Consider the following 23343-nt stretch of genomic DNA (forward strand, 5'->3'; position numbering starts at 1 on the left):
CGAGTTGGTGTCTGCTCGCACGGCTCAGCCGGCGCGGTTCGCTTCTGCCGACCTCATCCCACCCGGGCCGGCGCCATCGCCGTCTCCACCGGTGTGAGCTCGCTGGAAAGCCCTGCCGCAGCTCGTATTTCGGCGAAGGAATGTACCATCGCGGCTGTGGCCTCGTGCGGATCGTCCAAGGTGACGTCGTCGGTGAGCACAGAGATGTTGAGCTGGTCGACATAGCTCCACACGGTGATGTTCATCCCGCTGCCTGCGACCAGTGGTCCCACCGAATAGATTTCGCTGACGGTGGCGCCACCGATGCGGCCGCGCTCGCGCGGGCCCGCCACGTTGGAGATCGGCAGATTCAGCAGCCTGCTCTGCGCTTCGCGTTTGGACAGCCAACGGAACACCGGCGGACCGAGGGTGGGTGGCAGGTACGCCGCCCATTGCGCCACCACATCCGGGCCGAGCAGACGGAACTCCTCTTTGGCGATGCCAGCCGACAGCGCGGTCAGCCGCACCCGCTCCAGCGGATCGTCGACGTGTACCGGCAGCGAGATGTTCATTCCCAGAAACTCGTTGCCCGTCAACCGATCAGGCGACGTATCGAGCGCGGCCGGCACCGACGCAATCAGCGGGGCATCCGCGCGGCCGTCGTACCGCAGCAACAGCTCGCGCAGGGCGCCGGCCGCGGTGGCCAGCACCAGATCGTTGATCGTGATGCCGAGTTGCTTGCTGGTCTGCTTGACGTCGGAGAGTGCGAGCGTAGCGGTGGCGAACCGGCGGCCCGGTGACACCACATGGTTGATGAATGTCGGCGGCGGCGAGAACGGCTTGGCCAGCTCTGGGTGCTCCCCGCGCTCCTTGGCGCGTCTGCGTACCCGTCCGATGCCCGCGGCGGTCTCCTTCGCCAGCCTTGGCAGCTTGCCGAACTGTTGCAGATGGTCACGCCACGCGGCCGAAAGCAATTCACTGGTGGACGGTGCCGAGTTGGTGGCGTAGAGGTCGCGCTCGTCTTGGATCGGCCCCTTCAGGTCCATCGCCTTGGCCATCAAGTTCGCCGACGCGACCCCGTCAGCCAGCGCGTGGTGGACCTTGCCCACCACGGCGAACCGGTTTTCGGCCATGCCCTCGACGAAGTACATCTGCCACAACGGCCGGCTGCGATCCAGCGGGGTGCTCGCGATCTCGCCGATCACCTCGTCGAGTTCGCGGCGCCCACCGGGCGAAGCCACCCGCACCCGGCGCAGGTGATGGTTCAGGTCGATCTCCGCCTTCTCCATCCACATCGGGTGATGCAGTTTGAACGGAATGTCGACGAGCTTGTAGCGCAACGGTTCGAGCAGATGCAGGCGGCGGCGCAGTGTGCGCCGGAACAGTTCGAAGGTGAACTCGCCGTCGAAGTCTGACGCGTCGATCACGCCGATTTTCAACGTGTGCGTGTGGATGTTGGGCGTCTCGCTGTACAACAGCATGGCGTCCCAGCCGTTGAGCCGTTTCACACCCCACCTCTTTCAAGGTCGACCCGACGGGTGTCGTAGCTAGATGACTTCTTTGGCCCTGCTCTGCAGATAGCTTCGGTGAATCTCGTTGAGGAACAACCCGATGACGGTGGCCACGGATCCAGTGCGGGCACCGTCGATCATGTCGAAGCCGTGGCTGGCGCCCGGCAACTCCAGGTAGCCGACCGTCGAACGCGACACGCCGCGCAGCTTTCCGACGAACGCGCGAGCCTGTTCGACCGGGATCACGCTGTCGCCCGAGCCGTGCACCACCAAGAACGGCGGCGCGTCGGGGCGCACCCGGGCGATCGGCGACGCTTTGAGGAACAGGTCGGGGTGCTTGGCCAGTCGTTTCTTGACGACGACGCGTTCCAGGAAGTCGACGAAGCGGTCGCGTTCCGGGGTGGAGCGGTCCACCCAGTCGTAGCGGCCATAGATGCCCACCACGGCGTCGACGGACGTGTCGGCATCTGAGGACAGCTCCATGTGGAATTCGGTGTCGTCGTGGGTCAGGCCGGCGAGCGCCGCCAGATGGCCGCCGGCCGAACAGCCGGCGATCGTGACGAACTCCCGGTCGCCGCCGAACCGGTCGACGTTGGCGCGCGCCCACGCGATCGCCGCCTTCACGTCGGCGATATGCCGCGGCCAGCGGTGATGCGGCGACACCCGGTAGTCGATCGACAGGCAGACCCAGCCCTGCTCCGCGAGGTGGCTGAGCAGCGTGTATCCCTGCAGCAGCCGGCTGCCGTGCACCCACGCACCGCCCGGCACGAACACCAGCACCGGCGCAGGTCCGGACAAATCCGGCCGGCGCCACACGTCGAGCACCTGGCCCGGCGCGTCGCCGTACCGAACCGTGCTTCTGTGCAGGTAGCGACGCCGCTGTGAGAGACCTCGCAGCACCGGGGCGACCCGATCCGGCTGCGGGAACTCGACTTTCTGCCGCTCGGGGGACACGAAGTCCTTCAGCGCGGCGGCTGCCACCTCGTGGGTCATCATCCGGTGTTGCCGGCGCTGCTCTGCAGCGGCGCGATTGCGGCTGCGGATCGCTGCGGTGACGAAGTCCGGCGCGTGCCGATACCCCCACACCCCCATGGCGGCGAGCCCACCGAAGGGCTCGAAATACTTGCCGACCAGCGGTAATCCTGCGTACATCTCGCTGAGGGCCAGCAGATAATCGCCAGGACTTGCGCGGAAGAACCACTCTGCCCGGGACTGCAGACTCGGCGTGCGACGCCCCGGATGCTGGGAAACCATTGCCTCACCGTACCCCCGCGGGGTCCGTTGGAAACGGCATTCTCGGCTGTGCGCTAGCTTCCTTTATTTGTGAGCGCTGCGTTCGACTCGGCGGTTCTCGAGGAAAGGCACCTGGGTTATGGCCCGTGACGACGGCTTTCACCCCGAATTGCGCTGGATAGCACGATTTCTGCCGCCCACCGCGGTGACGCCGAGAACGTTGTGGCTCATGCGTGTGTTGGAGCAGTGCCTGCCGGACAAATCGCAGCACGTTGAGGTGCTGACACTGACATCGGGCCGTAAGGTCCGGCTGTATCGGCCCGAGGGCGCCGCCAGCGGCCCGACACCTGCGGTGTTGTGGATTCACGGCGGCGGATATGTCATGGGCAGACCCAAACACAGCGACGACTTCTGCCTGCGGCTCAGCCGCACATTGGGCATCACGGTCGCCGCGCCCCAGTACCGGCTCGCGCCCGAAAACCCTTATCCGGCCGGGGTGCAGGACTGCTATGCGGCCCTGCGATGGCTGGCGTCGCTGCCGTCCGTCGACGCCAGCCGCATCGCGATCGCGGGCGAAAGTGGCGGCGGCGGCCTCGCGGCGGCGCTGGCTTTCGTCACTCGCGATCGCGGCGAGATCAGGCCGGTGCTGCAACTGCTGAGTTACCCGATGCTCGACGACCGGACGGTCGCGAAACATTCTGTGGCGCACTTGTATCGATTGTGGAACGAGCGCACCAACCGGTTCGCGTGGGAGTCCTATCTGCGCGGCGTGGACCGAGACGTCGCCGTTCCCGCACGGCGGACCGATCTCGCCGGACTGCCGCCGGCCTGGATCGGCACCGGGACCGTCGACCTGTTCTACGAAGAAGACATCGCCTACGCCAAACGGCTTCTCGAGGCAGGCGTGCCCTGTGATCTGGAGGTGGTGCAGGGCGCGTTCCACGGCTTCGACCGCATCGCCAGACGCACCTCCGTCGCGCAGAGGTTCTTCGAAAGCCAATGCGAAGCACTGCGAAAAGCGTTCGCGCTCTGAGCCTTTGGTGCGGCTGCTAGAACTGCAGCGCGGTGAACCGCCAATCCAGCACGGCACGCTCGTCGTCGCCGACTGCGGTGACCAACGAACGTAGCCGCAGCAAACCGCCGCTGTGCGGCAGTGGCTCGGTGGACTCCACATGCAGTTCGCTGACCAGCGTGTCACCCTCGTAGACGGGGCCGGTGTGGTCGCACGACTCCCAGGCCAGCACGGTCGCCACATTCGGCAGCAGCCGGGTGGCTTGGGCCAACGCTATCCCGATGGTGTGGCCGCCGTATACCAACCGTCGTCCGTTGACGCGTGAATCATGGTGCACCGCAGCGATATTCAACGTCAAGCGGGCCAGCTCCGGCCCGCTGGAAACGACGTCCGCACTGCTGTGCAGCACCGCGCCGGCCAACCCGGGACCGAAATGCGGGCCCGGTACGCGGGCGCGGAACGCGTCGGCGTCCCAACCGTCGGTGGCTCGGGTCAGCGCGACCGCGTCGGCACCGATCGTCGACAAGTCGTCGGCGGGCGGGTCCCGATCCGGGTCGGCGTCGGAGCTCAGCGGCAGCATTGCGCAGCGGTAGAAGTCCAGAACCAGCTGGCCGAGCTGGTCGATGGTGGTCATCCGCAGTGCCGCCATGCCGGTGGGCGGCCGTCCTGGCTTAGGTGAATTCTGGCGCAGCGCAACCACTTCCGTGCGCGTGAACAAACTGTCGCCGATGACCGGAAACCGGTGGAACACCAATCCCCGGTAGAACAGGTTCGCCTTCACGTGGTGGGTGGCCAACGTCGACTGCCCGATCGCCACGTCGCACACCAGCTGCGGATGCGCCAGCGCCGCAGTGGATTCCGTGACCGCGTAGGAAAGATGTGCATCCAGAGGCAGTCTGAGCCGGTCGCCGACGATCGCCTGGTGCGCGGCTGCCACACCCGAAGTGAGCGTCATCGACGGCGCCGTGTCGAATACCTGGCCGACGTGCAGATCGTCGAAGAAGGGGCTCATTGCACATCCTGTCCTGCCGAACGGCCAGTCATGCCACGGTTTCCCGGGCTCAAAAAGCGTCGGTCAAACCCTACGCTCGAATTCCTCGCTCAACGACGTGTGGCGGCGCTCGCTACCGCGAATATTTCTCGACGAGCTGCTGCTTGTAGAGCTTGCCGGTGTCCGTGCGCGGCAGCTGCGCCTCGAACGAGATCGAGCGCGGACACTTGTAGTGCGCTAAGCGTTCGCGCAGCCAGCCCAGCAACTCCTCGGCGAAGGCGTCAGTGGCATCGGCAGGATCGACGGTCTGCACCACCGCTTTCACCGACTGGCCCATCTCGTCGTCAGGAATGCCGAACACCGCCGCGTCGAGCACCTTCGGATGGGTGACCAACAGGTTCTCGGCCTCCTGCGGATAGATGTTCACCCCGCCGGAGATGATCATGTGGTGGCGGCGGTCGGTCAGGTACAGATAGCCGTCCTCGTCGAGATAGCCGATGTCGCCGACGGTCACCCAGCCCTGCTTGCTGCGTGAGGCGGCTGTCTTCTCCGGGTCGCGGTGGTATTCGAACGACACCTGCCCGATGTCGAAGTAGACCTGGCCGGGCTGGCCGGGCGGCAGGTCGTCGCCGTTCTCGTCGAGGATGTGGGCCACCCCGAGCAGCGGCTTGCCCACCGAGCCGGGATGGGTCATCCAGTCGTCGGCGGTGATGAACGTGATGCCTGCACCTTCTGACGAGGAGTAGTACTCGTCGACGATCGGCCCCCACCAGTCGATCATCTGCTTCTTGACTTCCACCGGGCACGGTGCGGCCGCATGCACCACCCGCTGCAGGCTCGACACGTCGTACGAATTGCGAACGGCCTCAGGCATTTTCAGCATGCGCACAAACATCGCCGGGACGAACTGGCCGTGCGTGACGCGGTAGCGCTGGATGGCGTCGAGCGTCTGCTCCGGATCGAACTTCTCCATCACCACCACGGTGGCGCCCATCGCCAGCGCCGACATCGACCACAGGCAGGGCGCCGTGTGATACAGCGGAGCGGGACTCAGATACACCGCGTCGGGCGTCATCCCGATCGCCATCAGCAATGCGCTGAGCACATTCGGGGCATCCGCGGGGCTTACGTGCGGCAGCGGGCGGCGAATCCCCTTCGGCCGTCCCGTCGTTCCCGACGAATACTGCAGCAGATCGCCTTCGCGTTCGTCGTCGATCGGGGTGTCGGGTTCGTCGGCCACACACTCCGGATAGCGTTTCCAGCCCGGCACGTCGTCGTCCGCGATCATCAACAACTCGGGCAGCTTCACGTGTTCGGCGATCCCCTCGCACACCGCTCGGGTGCGGCGCGAGCCGATCACCGCCTTGGCGCCGCTGTTGTCGACGATGTAGGCCGCCTCGGCGGCGGTGAGATGCGTGCTGATCAGCGCGTAGTACAGCCCGGACCGGCGCGCCGCCCACATCACCGGATGCACGTGCTCGCTGTTCTCCAAGATGACAGCCACGGTGTCGCCTTCCCGCAACCCCGCCTTACGGAAGTGGTGCGCCAGCCGGTTCGCGCGCGCCTCGAGGTCCGCGAAGGTCACCACGGTGCCGGCCGGGTGCACGATGACGGCCGGTTTGTCTCCGGCATGCTCGCGGATCTGCATGCGCAGCACTGTAGTTGACGGGTGTCGAGAGCCGTCGTGGCTGGGGCATCCGAACCGGAATGTGAACCGCGCCACACGCCGGCGGTCGGATTGGGTATGTCGGCGATTGCCCTGTCACGCTGTTGCACTGGAGGTGTTTGCAGTACCGATGGGCACGCACAAGATTTCCACAGCAAGCGTGGCAGCGATCGTAGGTGCAGCGCTGGCGTGGCTGGTGGCGACGATCGCGGTCGCGGAGTCGACGTCATGGCCGGTGTGGGCCATCGCGCCGCTGACGTTGCTGTTCGGCCTACTCGTCGGCGCGGTGTCCCGCGCGACGGCCAGCGGTCCGGTGCGGGGCTGGTCGGTGGTGGGTCGGGCAGCGGTCGCCGTGCTGGTAGGCGCCGTCGTGGGCGAGCTCGCCGCGCTGGTGCTGTTCGCCGGCTCGATCGACCGCCACATCGACCAACAGGCTGCGCGCACGTCAACGCCCGGGATTGTGCAGGCCGAGGCCGACCTCGCCCGGGCACGAGACGCACGCGCTGCGCTGGACGCCAGGGTCGACCAGGCCCGCATTCAGCGTGACCAGGCGCTCGTCGTCGCCCGGTGCGAGTTCCATCCGACGCCGAGCTGCCCGCAGACCCACATCACCGGTGTTCCCGGCGCTGGACCCGAAACCCGCACGGCCAATGACGTTCTCGCCGACGCTCAGCGGGAACTGGACAACGCGGTCGCCGCCCGGGACCGGCATGCGCCCGCGCTGGACGCGGCGGTCACCGGCGCCCAGCAGCAGTTGGCTGAGCAACGTCACACCGCGGTCGCCGCTGCGGATCGCGGCCTCGGCGCCCGCTGGGCGGCAATGCACGCAGTCACGCTGGCGAGTGCGGGCGCGCTGGTGGTGTGGGCGCTGACGATCGCATCCTTCGTGCTGCTGAGCCTGCTGCCGCTGATCCTGACACTGCTGCGCGGCGAGACGAGCGACGAGCGCGGCGCGGCAGCGCAACTGGCGCGAGAGCGGGCCGAGCTGGACGCCGACACCGCGATCGCGGTCAAGCGGGCCGAGGTGCGCGCGGCCATCGAGACGATGTGGGCCGAGCAGCAGCTGGCCAGCGCCCGGCTAGCCGTCGAGGCGCAGCAGGAGATCGACCGGGAGATGCAGCGGCGCCGCGTCGCCGAGGTGCTCGACGAGCCTGCGGCGCAGGCGAGGCTGGAACGAGCCGCCCCACCAGCCGACGACGACGTCTACCTGCCGATCGCCGCCGAGGCCGAAGCCGCCAGCCTGGCGGCACTGTCTGGCCCCACCCAAAACGTGCCGGCAAAAGCGGACGACGACGCTGTCGCCGCCCGCCCGGCGACCCCCAGCATCACCAGGACCGCCGCCCGCTGGATTCGGCCGCTGGTGCCGCCGATCGTCGCGCGTGCGATCGACACCACCGCTCACCCGCTGCGCACCGCGCGGCAGGTTTTCGAAGAGGTCGAGGAGATCACGTTCTCGTTCAAGCGCACCTACCGCGCGACCGTTTCCGACGAGCGCACCGACGAGCGCACGGCCGAGCCTGGCGCGCAAGCCTATTCGCCCGCCGGCGATGCGGGCGAGTCGTTGGAGTGGGTGAGCGCCGAGGAGACCTACCGGCTGGGAGTGCGTGAGAATCAGCCCGAGCTGCGGCACGCGAACGGCCCGGGTCGTCTTCGCAGTCCGGACGCGCCGCGTGAACTACCACCCGGGACGTAGACCACACAAAAGTCCGCGGATCGTCGAGAATCGCTGCCGTGCGCACGTTCGAGATCACGACCTCGCTCGCGGCGCCCGCCGACGCCGTGTGGAAGCGCGTCGTCACTCCTGAGGGCATCAACGACGAACTCATGCCGCTGCTGCGGATGACGATCCCGCCGAGCCTGCGCGGCGCCACGGTCGAGACTGTACCGGTAGGCGAAAAGCTCGGCCGCAGTTGGGTTTTGGCGTTCGGGATTGTTCCGGTAGATTTCGACGATCTCACCATCGCCGAACTGGGTTCGGGTCGCTTTGTTGAAGAATCCCGGATGCTAACGCAGTCGCGGTGGCGTCACGAGCGCGTGGTCGAACCGCACGGCAGCGGTTGCCGCGTCACCGACCGGCTCGCATGGCAGGGCCGCATCAAAGCGCTCGGCGTGCTGTTCAGCGTGGTCATCCCCGTCGTGTTCCGGCATCGGCACCGCCGCCTGCGCCGCCACTTCGTGTGATTTCGGTGCGTTAACCGGCGCTTAGCGCACGGTAACGCACCGAAATCGCTGGACCGGGAGCGCGGCGGCCGCTGGCGGAGTCCAACGAGAGTGCTCGATGAATATCTGCGTCTCCAGGATGGCGTCATCACTCTTGCTCAAGCCCAACGCTGCGGGCTCAGTCCTGACGCAGTGCGGCGTCGCGTGCGTTCGGGGCACTGGCGTCGATGCGCGCGCGGCGTCTACTTCGTCGACGATCGTCCGTTCACCCATGCCGCACGCGTTCGCGCGGCGGTGTGGGGGCACGGCTCGCGAGCCGCGGCGAGCGGTCTGGCCGCGGCATGGTGGCTGGATCTCACCCAATTCGCCCCGGACACAATCGAAGTCACCGTTCCGAGGAACAGCCATAGTCGCACGCACCCAGGCTCGCGACTTCGACGACGTGATCTTCACCCGTGCGACACTGTCATCCACCGCCGATTGCTCGTGACCGCATTGCCGCTGACGGCCATCGAAGCCGCGGTACGGCGACGCGGTGGTGCGAAGTTGATGGACGCCGCGCTGCAGCGTCATACGGAGCTGCGCCAGTTATGGCGTGCGCATTTACGCAACAAAGGCCGGTATGGCTCGCCTGCAGCCCGCATACTCCTGCAGTCGGCCGGCGACGGCGCGCGGTCCGCGGCCGAACGTCTCTTGGTGAAGCTGCTGAAAGATGGCGGGATGACCGGTTGGCGGGCGAACTACCGGATCGGTCCGTACAAGGTCGACGTCGCGTTCCCAAGGGCCAACGTCGCTATTGAAGTCGATGGCTGGGCATTCCACACCGACGAGGAAACCTTTCAGAACGATCGCAGGCGTCAGAACTACATCGCGCTATGCGGCTGGCAGGTGCTGCGGTTCACCTGGCTGGACCTCGTCGAGTACCCCGACCGGGTCCTCAGCCACGTCCGGCAAGCGATTTCGGTGCGTTAACCGGCGCTCACCGCACGGAAACGCACCGAAATCACTCGGCCGAGAGGCGGTGCTTCAGTGCGTCGAACTCGTCTTTGATGCCGGTGGGCAGCTTCTCGCCGACGAACTCGAACCACTCCTCGATCAGCGGCAGTTCCTCGCGCCACTCTTCGGGCCGGACCGCCAGCGCCTCTTCCACGTCGCTGCGGTCGACGTCGAGTCCCTCGAGGTCGAGATCCTCGGCGCTCGGCACGATGCCGATCGGGGTGGACTGGCCGTTGGCCCTGCCCTCGACGCGGTCGATGACCCACTTCAGCACACGGCTGTTCTCGCCGAATCCCGGCCACAGGAAGCGGCCGTCGTCGCCGCGGCGGAACCAGTTGACGAAGAAGATCTTCGGCATCTTCGACTCGTCGGACTGCTTGCCGATGTCGATCCAGTGCGCGAAGTAGTCGCCGACGTTGTAGCCCAGGAACGGCAGCATCGCCATCGGGTCGCGGCGCACGGTGCCGACCTTGCCCTCGGCGGCAGCGGTCTGCTCGGAACCCATTGTCGCGCCAATGAATACGCCGTGCTGCCAGTCATTGGCCTGCGTCACCAGCGGCACCGTGGTCTTGCGGCGGGCACCGAACAGAATGGCCGAAATCGGCACGCCCTGCGGATCGTCCCATTCGGGCGCCAGCGTCGGGCACTGCGACATCGGGGTGCAGTAGCGCGAATTGGGATGCGCCGCTTTCTCTTTCGAGTCAGGCGTCCAGTCGCGGCCCTTCCAGTCGATGAGGTGTTGCGGGTCGCCTTCCAGGCCCTCCCACCACACGTCGCCGTCATCGGTCAGTGCGACATTGGTGAAGACCGTGTTGCCCGCCGCGATCGTCTTCATCGCGTTCGGGTTCGAGTTCCAGTTGGTGCCGGGCGCCACGCCGAAGAAACCGAACTCCGGGTTGACCGCGTAGAGCCGGCCGTCCTTGCCGAACCGCATCCAGGCGATGTCGTCGCCGATGGTTTCGGCACGCCAGCCCGGAATCGTCGGCTGGATCATCGCCAGATTGGTCTTGCCACACGCCGACGGGAACGCCGCGGCGATGAAGTAGCTCTTGTTCTCCGGCGAGATCAGCTTGAGGATCAGCATGTGCTCGGCGAGCCAGCCCTCGTCGTGGGCCATCGCCGACGCGATCCGCAGCGAGTAGCACTTCTTGCCTAGCAGCGCGTTGCCGCCGTAGCCCGAGCCGTAGCTCCAGATCTCACGGGTCTCCGGGAAATGCGTGATGTATTTGGTGTCGTTGCAGGGCCACGGCACGTCCTTTTGGCCTGGCTCGAGCGGGGCGCCGACGGAGTGCAGGCACTTGACGAAGAACCCGTCGCTGCCCATCTTCTCCAGCGCGGCCTTGCCCATGCGGGTCATCGTGCGCATCGAGACCACGACGTACTCGGAGTCGGTGATCTCCACCCCGAGCTTCGGATCCTCGGCCCCCAGCGGCCCCATGCAGAACGGCACCACCCACATCGTGCGGCCGCGCATGCAGCCCCGGTACAGGTCCGTCATGGTCGACCGCATCTTCGCGGGGTCCATCCAGTTGTTGGTGGGGCCGGCGTCGACCTCGCGTTCGGTGCAGATGAAGGTGCGCGATTCCACGCGCGCCACGTCGGACGGGTCGGACTGAGCCAAATACGAGTTGGGCTTCTTGTCCTCGTTGAGCTTGATGAACGTGCCGGCGTCGACGAGGTGCTGGCAGAGCCGGTTGTACTCCTCCTCGGAGCCATCGGCGAACATGACGCGGTCGGGCTCGGTGAGCTCGGCGACTTCCCGCACCCAGGCAAGCAACCCTTCGTGATCTGTCGGGGCGTTGTCCAAACCGGGGATGGTCGCTGCAGTCATCACTCAACTCCTGCTGTCAGGTTCAATGCCAGGACACAGCCACGCTGCGCCGGCACGGCAGCGGCGGACGTCCCTTGAACTTCAGGTTAACGCGACCGCTATCACTCTGGTTAACCGGTGCGGAGCCGAATTACTCACAGGAACGATTCAGTTCGGCATCGACGGCCTCCAACGCGCGCCGCAACGAGGGCAATTCGCGCTCCCGGCGTACCGTCGCCGCCGCGGCGGCCGCGGCATGTTCGCGGAGCTCGTCGTCGATGCCGGCGACCCGCTCGGCGACGGTTGCCGCCTGCTGTTCGTCGCGCTGGGCCTGCTCGGTGGTCAGCGCAGCTTCGGCCTCCAGGACACGGCTGGCCACGTGCTCCTCGACGACCGGGCGCAGCTCGCCCACGACGTCGGCCACCCAGCGCTCCAGCACCGCCCGATCGCGCAGCGTGCGGCGCATGCCGACCACCCATACGGCGACCGCCAGCCCGACCGCAGCGCCGCCGGCAACACCGCCTGCGGTGTACGCCGGGGCCAGGTCGGTGAACACTCGGCTCAGCGTCAGCGCCACGCCGACGCCCAGGACCGCGCCGAGCAACATCATCAGCCGGCCCTCCAGACCGCCCGGCCGCAGCGGTGCCCGGGTGACCAGCGGCGTCGTCGGCCGCATTCCCTCCTGCGGCGGGGTGAGCCCGAACTCGGACGCCAGCTGGCGCAGATGGGTGCCGACGCCGACGTGGACGTCAGTGATCACCTCGTCGATGCGCCCGGCGACGTACTGCTCGAACTGGGGTAGCCGCCGCCGCGTCATCGAAGCGGCGTCCTCGGCCAGTTCGCTGCGCACCGAGGCGCAGCGGTTGCGGGCGAAATACCCGAGTTGCACCCTGGCCTGCTGCAGGCGGCTGCGCAGACCGATCGCGTGCTCGGACTTCTGCAGCCGGCGCTGGCGCAGCGTGTCGGCGCGTTCGCGCCGCAGCGCGGCCATCCTGGCTTCGCGGCCGACGCCAGCGGCAGCGTCGTCGTAGCCCTGCACAGCGCGGCGCAGCCGGTGTTGCCAGCTGCGCAACCGGTTGCGCCGCGGCAGGTCGGCGGCGGCCAGGCCGTCCGCGAGTGCGTCGGCCAGCTCGTCGATGCGACGTTCACCCCGCTGCGGGGCGGCCGCGACGCCCACCCACACCATGTCGGCGTAGCGGGGGTCGTGCGCGGCGGCGGCGGCACGGTCCGCGGTGAGCACGTCGCGCCAGTTGCGGTGCACGTCGACCTTGCTCACCGCGCCGATCACCAGGTCGGTGTTGGCTGCCGCGGCGTCCAGCAGCGCGCAGTCCGACGCCGTGAGCGGCGCGACCGCGGAGGCGACGAACACCACCGCCGCGGGGGCGTCGCCGTCGGCAAGATCCTCGGCCTCGACGAACGTGTGCTCCGGCAGGCGTTCGCGCAGCGCGGCGACGACGCTGGTGACGCCGGCCAGCCACGGCCCGGCGACGAGCACGACGTCGCGGGTGCGGATGCCCGGGTCGGTGCCGGCGCCGACGTGATGGCGCGTCACCAGCGCGTCGACGGCCGCTTCGTCGGTCACGACGCGGCCCGGCGCCACAGCCGCAGCGAGCCGCGCGCGATGTCGGCGCCGCACGACCGGTGCACCGCGGTGACCGGTCCGCGCTGATAGCGCTGCCACGTCGCGGCCCGCGACAGGTGGGCCGGTAAATCGTCGCCAGGGTCGACAGCCATACCGGCAGCTTCCACCACGTCGACGGCCGCCGCCATGCAGGCGATCACCGTGTCGTCGTCGCGCAGGAATTCAGCCACGCCAGCCGCCTGCTGCGGCCCGGCCGTCACCGCGAACGCCTCCAGCTCATGGCGTGCCCGCACAATGCGCCGGTAAGCGGCCTCGGCGACCAGCGGCGTCAACGCGGCCACCACGCCCTCGACTCCGCTGCGGATCCGCAGCACCCGCCGCAGCGCGGGCGCGTCCGCGCCCGCGCGTACCGCCTGCACGGCATGCTCGAGCCCGTACCAGTCCAGCGTCTCGAGCAGCCGGTCATCAGGTGCTGCCCGCAGCGCGGCGAGCATGGAGTCGTCGACCTGAACGTCTGCCAGGTGCGCGGCCATCGGGACGGCCGGCACCCCGGTCAGCGCACGGTATCGGTCGCACAGCGCATGCGCGCCGGAAATCAGGTCGGCCTTGTTCAACACGAGCAACACCGGCCCGTGGGATGCCGCGAGCGCGGCCCGGTCCTCGGGTTTGACCACCTCGGCGACGACGTGCACGTCGACGTCTGCGTTGTCGGCGACCGCGAGCCCAGCGGCCCGGAGCGCCCGCGCCACGCTGCCGCGGCCCACGCCCGGCCGGCCATGCACCGCCACAGTGACGGCGCCGGCGACGCGGGCGGCGATGGCGTCGACGCCGGGATCGTCCACAGCGGCCGCGAACCGCGTCAGCCGCTCGGCGAAGATCGCGTGCCCCTGTGTGCTCACCCTTGTTCATCGAAGATCCGCCGTGCGCCGCGGGCAAGTCGGATTCCACAAGCCGGATCGCTGGAACCGTGGTGCTGCCGGCGGCGTCTAAGCAAACTTGCGGTCAGCCTGCCGGCCGACCGGAAGTAGGGTTTACCCATGCTGCGAGTCGTTCCTGACGACCTGACCGTGTCCGGGCTGCGCACCCGTGACCATGCCGAGAACGTCGAAGCCGTGCATGCCGCATCCGACAGCCGCATCGCGTCCGCGCTACCGGGATGGTCGGGCGCGTCGCAGGCTGCGCTGGCCGCCAAGGCCGCGCAGTGGCAGGCAACCAGCACGGTGCTGTCCGCCCGCCTCTTCGACCATGCCCACGCACTTCATAAGGCCGGAAGTGATTACCAGACAACCGAATTGGACAACGCCCAATCGGTGAAAAGAGTGGGCGCAGAGGCCGGTCCCGAGGCGGGTTGAGACTTGGTTCTCAACGTCGCCGACATCGAGCGCTGGAATCCCGAGGATGTCCGTGACGTGTTCCACGCTGCTCGCAACCGCGCCGAAGCGGCGCACCTGGCTGCTGACGGGCTGGCTTCTCTGCCGGCTTTCGCCCAGTGGGGCGGCGACGCGGCCGAAGCCGCCCGCCAAGCACTCGGTAAGACCAGAGCCGACCTCGACGCCCACGGCCAAGAGGCGCTGGCCGTGGCGCTGGCCGCGGACCAGGCCGCCGACGGCATCGCCGACGTCAAGAGCCGGCTGGACCAGTTGCGCCAGCAAGCCGCTGGCCTGCACATGTCGATCGACGAGATCACCAACACCGTGCGGCCCGGCCCTGGCTTCCGCGGTGACGCACGCGCCGCCCAGGCCGCCATCGATGTGCTTCAGCCACAATTGAATTCGATCATCGAGCAGGCGAACCGGGTCGACGACGAGCTCGCGCACGCCATCAACATGGCCGGCGGGAAAGACCCGATTCCACAGGTGGGCCCCCCGGTGGTCAAGGACGGCCTCACGCCCAGCCAGGTGGACAGCGACGCCAACCAGGAACGGCTGCGCCAGCTGCGCGCCGACACCCAGGCCAGAGTCGACCAGCTGCAGCCGATCGTCGACAAACTGGCCGCCCACACCTACATGACCGGCGAGGAGTTACCGCCGGAGCTCAACGTCATGGTCACCGAGCTGCAGGACGCGAAGAACCGGCTCGCCGATATCGGCTCGATCGAGCAGGCCCTGCGGACCCCGGAGAGCTACCTCACCCAGCTGCGCGTGCCCGACGACCCGAGCAAGCAGCTGCTCGCCGCGGTCGCGGTCGGCAACCCGGACACCGCCCAGAACGTGTCGGTGGCGGTGCCGGGCGTTGGGTCGACCACCCGAGACTCGTTGCCCGGCATGGTGACTGAGGCCAACGCGCTGCGCACCGAGGAAATGCGGCAACTGTTCCTGGCGGGCAAGCCGCCGTCGGCCGCCGCGGTGGTCTGGATGGGCTACGACACCCCACCGAACCCGCTCAACGACCAGGCTTTGGACAACGCCGCCATGCACGACGTCTGGCAGACCATGACCGACGGCACCGCACGGGCCGCCGCGCCGGATCTCGCGAACTATCTACAACAGCTGCGCACCAACAACCCCGGCACGCACCTGACGCTGCTCGGCCACTCGTACGGATCGCTGACGTCCTCGCTGGCGCTGCAGGACCTCAACGCGCACGGACTGCATCCGGTCAACGACGCGGTGTTCTATGGTTCGCCGGGCCTGGAGTTGGTCAGCCCGGCGCAGCTCGGGCTGAACGGCGGCAATCCGTACGTGATGCAGGCCTCCCACGATCCGATCACCAACCTCGTCGCGCCGCTGGCGCCGCTGCACGGTTGGGGCGCCGACCCGTACGCGATGCCCGGGATGATCGAGCTCTCCACGGAATCAGGGCTCGACCCCGGGCGCGTTTGGCGCGACGGCGTCTACAGTCACGCGGACTATCCACGCATGTTCACCGACGCCACTGGACAGGAGCTGCTGCGAATGTCGGGCTACAACATGGCCGCGGTGGCCGCGGGCCTTGCTGATAATGAGGTCAAACAGTCACTTCTGCCGCCGATGCTGGGCGGCGGGATGCCCAGTGCGCCCGCTCCGGGAGGTCGTTGATGCGGTGGTCGGCGATCGGCGCGATCGCGCTGGCCTGCGCCGCGGTGGCGGGCTGCGACAGCAGCACAAACGGAGGTCAGCACGTGAGTTCGGAACAAGCTGCAGCGCTGGAGCAACAGCTGCGCGCTAAACCGCCGTTCGAGACCGCACAGGCGCAATACCGCGAGGCCGCCACCCGGCTGGCCAATCAGATCGCGGCGCTGATGCCCGGAACGACGTGGACCTTCGTCCAGGACACCTGGATGGGTTGCGGAGGCGACTTTGTCTGGACCCGCGGTAAAGCGGCGTACTTCATGGTCGGGTTCTCCGCCCCCATCCCCGACGACAAGTGGGATGAGGCCGTCGACATCGTCAAGAAAGGCACCGAGCAGTTCGGTGCCACCCGCTTCGGCGTCATGAAGAACAACGCCGGCGACCACGACGTCTACTTCTCCGGCCCCGACGGCGTCGAATTCAAGCTCGGCACCCAGAAGGCCGCGGTGCTGACCGCGCGCGGGGACTGCCGGATCAGCCGAACCGACACCGCCACCCCGTCGGCCACGCCTGGTCGCTGACGGTCCGTGGTCGAAGGCAACTGTTGGGTATCAATCTGCACCACATGTTCAGGCCAACCAGTTGATAGGCCACCATGGACGGATGCAAACGCAGTGCGACGGGGCGCCAGAGGTGCAGCCACCGCCGCAGCTGCATCGTCGGGTCACCAGCTTTCGGTCCCGCCGCGCCAGCCTTACCGACGCTCAACAGCGGACCTGGGCGCGGCTGTGGCCGCAGCTGGGCACCGAGGCCCGCACCACTGCGGGTGAGCCGATCGACGCGGACCGCTGGTTCGGCCGCGCCGCACCGCTTGTCCTCGAAATCGGTTGTGGCACAGGCGTTTCCACTGCGGCGATGGCCAAAGAGGAGCCGGGCGTCGACGTCATCGCGGTCGAGGTCTACCGCAAGGGCCTGGCACAGCTGCTCGGCGCGATCGACCGCGAGCAGATCACCAACATCAGGCTGATCCGCGGCGACGGCCTCGACGTGCTCGAGCACATGATCGGGCCGCAGACGCTGACCGGCGCGCGGGTCTTCTTCCCCGATCCGTGGCCGAAGGCGCGCCACCACAAGCGCCGGCTGCTGCAGCCCGGCACCGTCGCGCTGATCGCCGACCGGCTCAGGCCCGGCGGCGTCTTGCACGTCGCGACCGACCACGCCGGCTACGCCGAGCAGATCGCCGCCACCGCTGATGCGGAACCGCTGCTGCAGCGGGTGACCACGGACGCGCCGCTGCCCATTTCGGTGCGACGGCCCGTGACGAAGTACGAGTCCAAAGCTCACCACGCCGGAAGCGCGGTCGCCGAGCTGCTGTGGACCAGGAGGTGAGACGTTGAGCGTCACCGAAGAGATCCGCATCACCACCCCCGCCGACGTCGAAGCGCCGCCGGCGCCGCGGCGGGTGCTGTTGGTATGGGACGCGCCCAACCTCGACATGGGCCTCGGGTCGATTCTCGGTGGCCGCCCCACCGCCGCCTATCGCCCGCGGTTCGACGCGCTGGGGCGCTGGTTGTTGATGCGGACGGCTGAACTTGCCGCCAGGCACCCCGACGTGTCGCTGGAGCCGGAGGCGACCGTGTTCACCAACATCGCGCCCGGCAGCGCCGACGTCGTGCGGCCGTGGGTGGAGGCGCTGCGTAACGTGGGGTTCGCGGTGTTCGCGAAGCCGAAGATCGACGAGGACAGCGACGTCGACACCGACATGCTCGCCCACATTGCCCTGCGGCACAGCGAGGGGCTGGCCGCGGTGCTGGTCGCCTCAGCCGACGGCCAGGCCTTCCGCCAGCCGCTCGAAGAGATCGCCCGCGAGGGCGTGACCGTGCAGGTGCTCGGATTTCGTGAACATGCAAGCTGGGCGCTAGCCTCGGATACCTTGGACTTCGTCGACTTGGAAGACATTCCTGGCGTATTCCGGGAACCCCTGCCGCGGGTGGGCCTAGATTCGTTACCAGACCAGGGCGCGTGGTTGCAGCCGTTCCGGCCGCTGTCGTCGTTGCTGACCGCGCGCGTCTAGGCGACTGTGTAAGAGAGCAGCCCCGGAGGCGGCAAGAAACATATCGAGCGCGGCAATAGAGGCATAAGGAGCATAGGTGTTCGCCTGGTGGGGTCGAATCGTGTACCGCTACCGGTTCATCGTGATCGGGGTGATGGTCGCACTGAGCCTCGGCGGCGGCATCTTCGGGATGAGCCTGGGCAAGCACGTCACCCAGAGCGGCTTCTACGACGACGGCAGCCAGTCCGCCCGCGCCTCGGTCCTCGGCGACGAGGTCTACGGACGTGACCGCACCAGCCACATCGTCGCCACCTTCACCGCGCCGGACGGCAAAACGGTCGACGATCCGGACTGGCAGAAGAAGATCACCGACGAACTGAACAAGCTGCAGACCGACCATCCGGATCAGATTCTGGGCTGGGTCGGCTGGCTCAAGGCCCCGACGACCACCGATGCGACCGTGCAGAAGATGCACACCGCGGATATGCGGCGCACGTTCGTCAGCATCCCCCTCAAGGGTGACAACGACGACGAGATCCTCAACAACTACAAGTCCGTCGAAAGCGCGTTGCGCCAGCTCGACGGCGGCAACGTCGAACTGGCCGGCCTGCAGCCGGTGGCCAGCGAGCTGACCGGCACCATCGCCGAGGACCAGCGGCGCATGGAGGTATTGGCGCTGCCGCTGGTGGCGGTGGTGCTGTTCTTCGTGTTCGGCGGGGTGATCGCGGCCAGCCTGCCGGTGATCGTCGGCGGCCTGTCGATCGCCGGGTCGCTGGGCATCCTGCGTTTCATCGCGATCTTCGGCCCGGTGCACTACTTCGCGCAGCCCGTCGTCACGATGATCGGGCTCGGCATCGCAATCGACTACGGCTTGTTCGTGGTCAGCCGCTTCCGCGAAGAGATCGCCGAGGGCTACGACACCGAAGCGGCGGTGCGGCGCACGGTGATGACAGCCGGGCGCACGGTGGTGTTCTCGGCGGTGATCATCGTCGCGTCGGCGGCGGGTCTGCTGCTGTTCCCGCAGGGCTTCCTCAAATCGCTGACGTACGCGGTGATCGCCGCGGTGATGCTCTCAGCGCTGCTGTCGATCACCGTGCTGCCCGCGGTGCTGGGCATCCTCGGCCGCCACGTCGACGCCCTGGGCGTGCGCACGTTGCTGCGGGTGCCGCTGTTCCGCAACGTCGGCTGGATCAACGCCTACCTGAACTGGTTGGCCGAGCGGCTGCAGCGGACCAAGACCCGCGAAGAAGTGGAGCGCGGCTTCTGGGGCAAGCTGGTCAACCGCGTGATGAAGCGGCCGATCCTGTTCGCGGCCCCGATTCTGGTCATCATGATCCTGCTGATCATCCCGCTCGGAAAGCTGGCGCTGGGCGGCATCAGCGAGAAGTACCTGCCGCCCGACAACCCGGTGCGGGTGGCGCAGGAAGACTTCGACCGCACCTTCCCGGGCTTTCGCACCCAGCAGCTGACGCTGGTGATCCAGAACGCGTCGCCGCCGCAGATCGAGGAGATCGCGAACAAGGCCGCCCAGCTGAGCGGCTTCACCAACCCCACCTGGCAGACCCGGCCCGCGACCAACGAAGGCAACCACGACCCCAAAGTCACGGTGCTGCAGAACGGCTTGGTGAACCAGAACACCGCGGCCGACAAGATCAGTCAGCTTCGGTCGATCCAGCCGCCCAAGGGCGTGACGCTATGGGTCGGCGGCACACCGGCTTTGGAGCAGGACTCGATTCACAGCATCTTCGAGCACATGCCGTTGATGCTGCTGATCCTGATCTCCACCACGACGATCCTGATGTTCTTGGCGTTCGGGTCGATCGTGTTGCCGATCAAGGCGACGGTGATGAGTGCGCTGACGCTGGGCTCGACGCTGGGGATCTTGACGTGGATCTTCGTCGACGGCCACGGTTCGAGCGTGCTGAACTTCACCGCGACGCCGCTGACCGCGCCGGTGATCGGATTGATCATCGCGGTGGTGTACGGCTTGTCCACCGACTACGAGGTGTTCCTGGTCTCGCGCATGGTCGAGGCCCGTGAGCGCGGCATGTCGACAGCCGAGGCGATCCGGATGGGCACCGCGCAGACCGGCCGCATCATCACCGCAGCCGCACTGATCCTGATGGTGGTCGGCGGCGCGTTCATCTTCTCGGACCTCGTGATGATGAAGTACCTGGCGTTCGGTTTGGTGGCCGCACTGCTGCTGGACGCCACTGTGGTCCGGATGTTCTTGGTGCCGGCGATCATGAAGCTGCTCGGCGACGACTGCTGGTGGGCGCCACGCTGGATGAAGCGGCTGCAGAACCGCATCGGGCTGGGCGAGATCCACCTGCCCGACGAACGCAAGCGGCCCGCGGTGCGTGAACCCGAAGAGGCACTGGTGGGTGTCGGCGCCCCGGTGCTGCCGCCTCCGCGGCGCCCGCACGACCCGACCCATCCGGCAGTCGAGGCGCCGGCCCGCCCTGGTGCCGCACAGCCCGCGCCGAGGCCCGGCCGTCCGCCGCAGGCGCAGCCGCCGTCGGTGGCCGGGACCACGAGGATGCCGGGCGCTGCGCCGGCCGCCTCCTCTGAGCCGCCCACCACGCGGCTGTCGACAGCCGCGAAGAACGCAGCCAAGGCCGTCATCAACAACGCCGCCGCGATCACCCAGCGCACACAGCGCGCCGCTCCGACGCCGCCACCACCGCGCGAGGAGCGTGAGATCGAGTCGTGGCTCGGCGAACTGCGCGGCACTTCCCCTGGTCCCGCAGCGCCGGCGGAGCGCCCGCCGACACCGCCCTCGGCCGACGCCACCCGTGCGATGCCGGAGGCTGGCGCCGCCGCAGACGACAGCGCTGAGGAAACCACCGCGATCCCGGCGCACCGGCCCGACCCTGAGTCCACCGAGAAGCTGCCCGCGCCGGGTCAAAAGCCCGACGAGCGTCGGCGCGGCGGAGTGAGCGCCCAGGATCTGCTGCGGCGTGAAGGCCGCAGGCTGTAGTTAGTCGTCCGCGGTCGACGGGACCTCGTCGGGTTCGGCGGTGATGCCCACCGGCTCGTCGTAGTCCGATGTTTCTCCCGGCCCGCCTACGTCCTCGTGCCGTTCCAGCAGCACGCGCACGGCGCTGTTGAGGAACGCGATCGTGGGCACGGCCAGCAGCGCGCCGACGATCCCGGCCAGCACCCCACCCGTCGAGATCCCGAGCACCACGGCAAGCGGGTGGATCTGCACCGCACGGCCCATCACCAGCGGCTGCAGCACATGGCCCTCCAGCTGCTGCACCGCGATGATCAACCCCAGCGTGATCAGGGCGTAGATGAAGCCCTTCGACAGCAGAGCCACCACCACAGCCAGGAACCCGGCGATCACCGCACCGACCAGCGGGATGAACGCCCCGAGAAACACCAGCGAGGCCAGCGGCAGCGCCAGCGGCACACCCATGATGGCCAGGCCGGTGCCGATGCCGGTGGCGTCGACCAGTGCGACCAGAAACGTCGCGCGCACGTAGCCGATGAGCGAGCCGAACCCGGCCTTGCCGGCGTCGCGCACCTTCTCCCGGACGCTGGCCGGGAAGATGCGGGTGACGAACTCGTAGATGTTGCGGCCGCCGTACAGGAAGAAGATCAGCGTGAACAGCACGACGAACGCGCCGGTGACGATCTCGGTGATCGTGCTGGCGGTCGACAGCGCCCCGCTGGTCAGCTTCTCCTGGTTGTTGCGCAGCGCGTCGACCGCCGACTTCCCGGCATTGTCGATCTGCTGATTGTTCAAGTGCGCCGGCCCGTGGATCAGCCAGTTCTTGGCCGTGTCGATGCTGTGGGTGACCTGGTCCACCAGCCCGGGCAGGCCCTCGATGAACTGGCTGACGACGAACGCGAGCACCCCGCCGACCAGCGCGATACCGAACAACAGCAGCAGGAAAACGCCCCAGCCGCGTGGCACGCCGTGCCGGTCCAGCCAGTCGACGCCGGGCAGAAACAGCGCGGCGAGCATGGTCGCGATGGCCACCGGTACGAAGATCACCTCGAGGTGCTTGAACAACCACAACCCGGCCAGGACCAGGCCGAAGATGACCAGTAGGCGCCACGACCAGGCGGCCCCCTTGCGCACCAGGGGCGGGACGGCTGAGTCTTCGGGCGCTGGCATTTCCGTAGCGTAACCACCACCGCCGCCGCGAAACCGCGTCGACGTGTGCCGCGAGCCGTGGCCGTCGTGGCGGGTCTGCGGTCTTAACCTGTAGCACGTGTCGCACGACGCCCCGGTCAGCGATGCCTGTAGCGGCGAAGGTCAGTCCCGCGGCAAGTACTGGTGGTTGCGCTGGGCGATCATCGGAATCGCCGCGGTGGTGCTGTTCGTCGAGATCGTGCTCGTGCGTGACCAGCTCGCTCAGGCGTGGCGCAGCATCTCGGCGGCGAAGTGGTGGTGGGTGGCCGCCGCGGCCGCCGCTGCACTGGCGTCGATGCACAGTTTCGCGCAGATCCAGCGCACACTGCTGAGGTCGGCCGGGGTGGTGGTCAAACAGTGGCGTTCGGAGACCGCGTTCTACGCCGGCAACGCGCTGAGCACCACACTGCCGGGCGGACCGGTACTGTCGGCGACGTTCATCTACCGCCAGCAGCGACTGTGGGGCGCCTCGCCGATGGTGGCCTCGTGGCAGCTGGTGATGTCGGGCGCACTACAGGTGGCCGGGCTGGCGCTGCTCGGGCTTGGCGGCGCGTTCCTGTTGGGCGCCAAGAACAACCCGTTCTCGCTGATCTTCACGCTCGGCGGCTTCCTGCTGCTGCTGATGCTGGCGCAAGCAGTGGCGTCACGCCCGGAACTGATCGACGGCATCGGTGTGCGGGCGCTGTCGTGGGTGAATTCGGTTCGCGGCAAACCGCATGACGTCGGGCTCGACAAGTGGCGCGCCATGCTGAGCCAACTCGAGTCGGTGAGCCTGAGCCGCCGCGACCTGTCGGTCGCCTTCGGCTGGTCGTTGTTCAACTGGGTGGCCGACGTGGGCTGCTTGCTGTTCGCGACGTTCGCCGCGGGCGGCCACCCGTCGCTGGCAGGATTGACCGTCGCCTACGCCGCCGCGCGGGCCGTCGGGTCGATACCGCTGATGCCCGGCGGGCTGCTGGTGGTGGAGGCGGTGCTGGTACCGGGCCTGGTGACCAGCGGGGTGTCGCTGCCCGACGCGATCTCGGCGATGCTGATCTACCGGCTGATCAGCTGGATCTTCATCGCGGTCATCGGGTGGGTGCTGTTCTTCTTTCTGTTCCGCACCGAAAGCCAGATCGACCCGGACGCCGCCGAACGCGGCGGCATCGACGCCGAGCCCAAGCCGGCAGGCGGCGACTCCAACGGCGACGGCGCGTCGTGACGCCGTGCTTGGATGTCC

At 67.9% G+C, this 23343-nt stretch carries 19 protein-coding genes; 11 read left to right on the forward strand and 8 right to left on the reverse strand.

All coding sequences use genetic code 11. The features are described from left to right. Positions 1–53: 53 nt before the first annotated feature. Positions 54–1487 carry a WS/DGAT/MGAT family O-acyltransferase gene (locus tag AC5Y4N_RS08255; protein ID WP_499904977.1) on the reverse strand — a complete coding sequence of 478 codons (1434 nt, stop codon included), beginning with the start codon at positions 1485–1487 and terminating at the stop codon, positions 54–56. 39 nt (positions 1488–1526) lie between these two features. Next, a complete protein-coding gene (locus AC5Y4N_RS08260; RefSeq protein ID WP_499904975.1) occupies positions 1527–2744 on the reverse strand; it encodes an alpha/beta hydrolase fold domain-containing protein in 1218 nt (405 codons plus the stop codon). Positions 2745–2862: 118 nt separating this feature from the next. On the opposite strand from AC5Y4N_RS08260, the gene AC5Y4N_RS08265 reads away from it, so the two are divergent. Next, on the forward strand, positions 2863–3756 hold the full coding sequence (locus AC5Y4N_RS08265) for an alpha/beta hydrolase (protein WP_499904973.1): 894 nt from the start codon (positions 2863–2865) through the stop codon (positions 3754–3756). Positions 3757–3772: 16 nt separating this feature from the next. Here the strand turns inward: AC5Y4N_RS08265 and AC5Y4N_RS08270 are convergent, their stop codons facing one another. Together AC5Y4N_RS08270 and fadD4 are read right to left on the reverse strand one after the other, a co-directional pair. After that, positions 3773–4747 (reverse strand): MaoC family dehydratase, encoded by a 975-nt coding sequence (locus AC5Y4N_RS08270; protein WP_499904971.1) that lies wholly within the window; start codon positions 4745–4747, stop codon positions 3773–3775. Between the two features lie 112 nt (positions 4748–4859). Further along, positions 4860–6374, reverse strand: a complete 1515-nt coding sequence (fadD4, locus tag AC5Y4N_RS08275; RefSeq protein WP_499904969.1) for a fatty-acid--CoA ligase FadD4 — start codon at positions 6372–6374, stop codon at positions 4860–4862. 148 nt (positions 6375–6522) lie between these two features. On the opposite strand from fadD4, the gene AC5Y4N_RS08280 reads away from it, so the two are divergent. The 3 genes from AC5Y4N_RS08280 (at position 6523) to AC5Y4N_RS08290 (ending at position 9524) form a co-directional block, all read left to right on the forward strand. After that, on the forward strand, positions 6523–8085 hold the full coding sequence (locus AC5Y4N_RS08280) for a DUF4407 domain-containing protein (RefSeq protein ID WP_499904967.1): 1563 nt from the start codon (positions 6523–6525) through the stop codon (positions 8083–8085). A gap of 38 nt (positions 8086–8123) precedes the next feature. Then, positions 8124–8573, forward strand: coding sequence for an Rv1443c family protein (locus AC5Y4N_RS08285; RefSeq protein WP_499904965.1), 450 nt, complete (start codon positions 8124–8126; stop codon positions 8571–8573). Positions 8574–8663: 90 nt separating this feature from the next. Beyond that, complete coding sequence (locus AC5Y4N_RS08290; RefSeq protein WP_499904963.1) at positions 8664–9524, forward strand: PDDEXK-like endonuclease domain-containing protein; 861 nt, start codon at positions 8664–8666, stop codon at positions 9522–9524. A 31-nt stretch (positions 9525–9555) separates the two neighbouring features. Here the strand turns inward: AC5Y4N_RS08290 and AC5Y4N_RS08295 are convergent, their stop codons facing one another. The 3 genes from AC5Y4N_RS08295 to AC5Y4N_RS08305 all read right to left on the reverse strand — a co-directional run bounded on the left by AC5Y4N_RS08295 (position 9556) and on the right by AC5Y4N_RS08305 (position 13839). Continuing rightward, positions 9556–11379, reverse strand: a complete 1824-nt coding sequence (locus AC5Y4N_RS08295) for a phosphoenolpyruvate carboxykinase (GTP) (protein WP_499904961.1) — start codon at positions 11377–11379, stop codon at positions 9556–9558. Positions 11380–11509: 130 nt separating this feature from the next. Further along, positions 11510–12940, reverse strand: coding sequence for a hypothetical protein (locus tag AC5Y4N_RS08300; RefSeq protein ID WP_499904959.1), 1431 nt, complete (start codon positions 12938–12940; stop codon positions 11510–11512). Further along, positions 12937–13839, reverse strand: a complete 903-nt coding sequence (locus AC5Y4N_RS08305) for a hypothetical protein (protein ID WP_499904957.1) — start codon at positions 13837–13839, stop codon at positions 12937–12939. The genes AC5Y4N_RS08300 and AC5Y4N_RS08305 overlap by 4 nt, the downstream gene beginning before the upstream one ends. A gap of 138 nt (positions 13840–13977) precedes the next feature. Here AC5Y4N_RS08305 and AC5Y4N_RS08310 point away from each other — a divergent pair, with 138 nt between their 5' ends. From AC5Y4N_RS08310 to mmpL3, 6 genes are all read left to right on the forward strand, one after another. After that, positions 13978–14292, forward strand: a complete 315-nt coding sequence (locus tag AC5Y4N_RS08310) for a WXG100 family type VII secretion target (protein ID WP_499904955.1) — start codon at positions 13978–13980, stop codon at positions 14290–14292. 3 nt (positions 14293–14295) lie between these two features. After that, on the forward strand, positions 14296–15957 hold the full coding sequence (locus tag AC5Y4N_RS08315) for an alpha/beta hydrolase (RefSeq protein ID WP_499904953.1): 1662 nt from the start codon (positions 14296–14298) through the stop codon (positions 15955–15957). Further along, positions 15957–16511, forward strand: coding sequence for an LppA family lipoprotein (locus tag AC5Y4N_RS08320; RefSeq protein WP_499904950.1), 555 nt, complete (start codon positions 15957–15959; stop codon positions 16509–16511). Before AC5Y4N_RS08315 ends, AC5Y4N_RS08320 begins: the two co-directional genes overlap by 1 nt. A gap of 82 nt (positions 16512–16593) precedes the next feature. Beyond that, positions 16594–17319 (forward strand): tRNA (guanosine(46)-N7)-methyltransferase TrmB, encoded by a 726-nt coding sequence (gene trmB, locus AC5Y4N_RS08325; RefSeq protein ID WP_499904946.1) that lies wholly within the window; start codon positions 16594–16596, stop codon positions 17317–17319. 22 nt (positions 17320–17341) lie between these two features. Continuing rightward, positions 17342–18004 (forward strand): NYN domain-containing protein, encoded by a 663-nt coding sequence (locus tag AC5Y4N_RS08330; protein WP_499906288.1) that lies wholly within the window; start codon positions 17342–17344, stop codon positions 18002–18004. Positions 18005–18080: 76 nt separating this feature from the next. Further along, a complete protein-coding gene (gene mmpL3, locus AC5Y4N_RS08335; RefSeq protein WP_499904943.1) occupies positions 18081–20963 on the forward strand; it encodes a trehalose monomycolate exporter MmpL3 in 2883 nt (960 codons plus the stop codon). Here the strand turns inward: mmpL3 and AC5Y4N_RS08340 are convergent, their stop codons facing one another. After that, positions 20964–22109 carry an AI-2E family transporter gene (locus AC5Y4N_RS08340; protein WP_499904941.1) on the reverse strand — a complete coding sequence of 382 codons (1146 nt, stop codon included), beginning with the start codon at positions 22107–22109 and terminating at the stop codon, positions 20964–20966. 97 nt (positions 22110–22206) lie between these two features. Here AC5Y4N_RS08340 and AC5Y4N_RS08345 point away from each other — a divergent pair, with 97 nt between their 5' ends. Further along, the gene (locus tag AC5Y4N_RS08345) at positions 22207–23325 is read left to right on the forward strand and encodes a lysylphosphatidylglycerol synthase transmembrane domain-containing protein (RefSeq protein ID WP_499904939.1); all 1119 of its coding nucleotides are present in this window, start codon (positions 22207–22209) and stop codon (positions 23323–23325) included. Positions 23326–23343 lie beyond the last annotated feature (18 nt).

The organism is Mycobacterium sp. NGS19, from assembly GCF_059813155.1.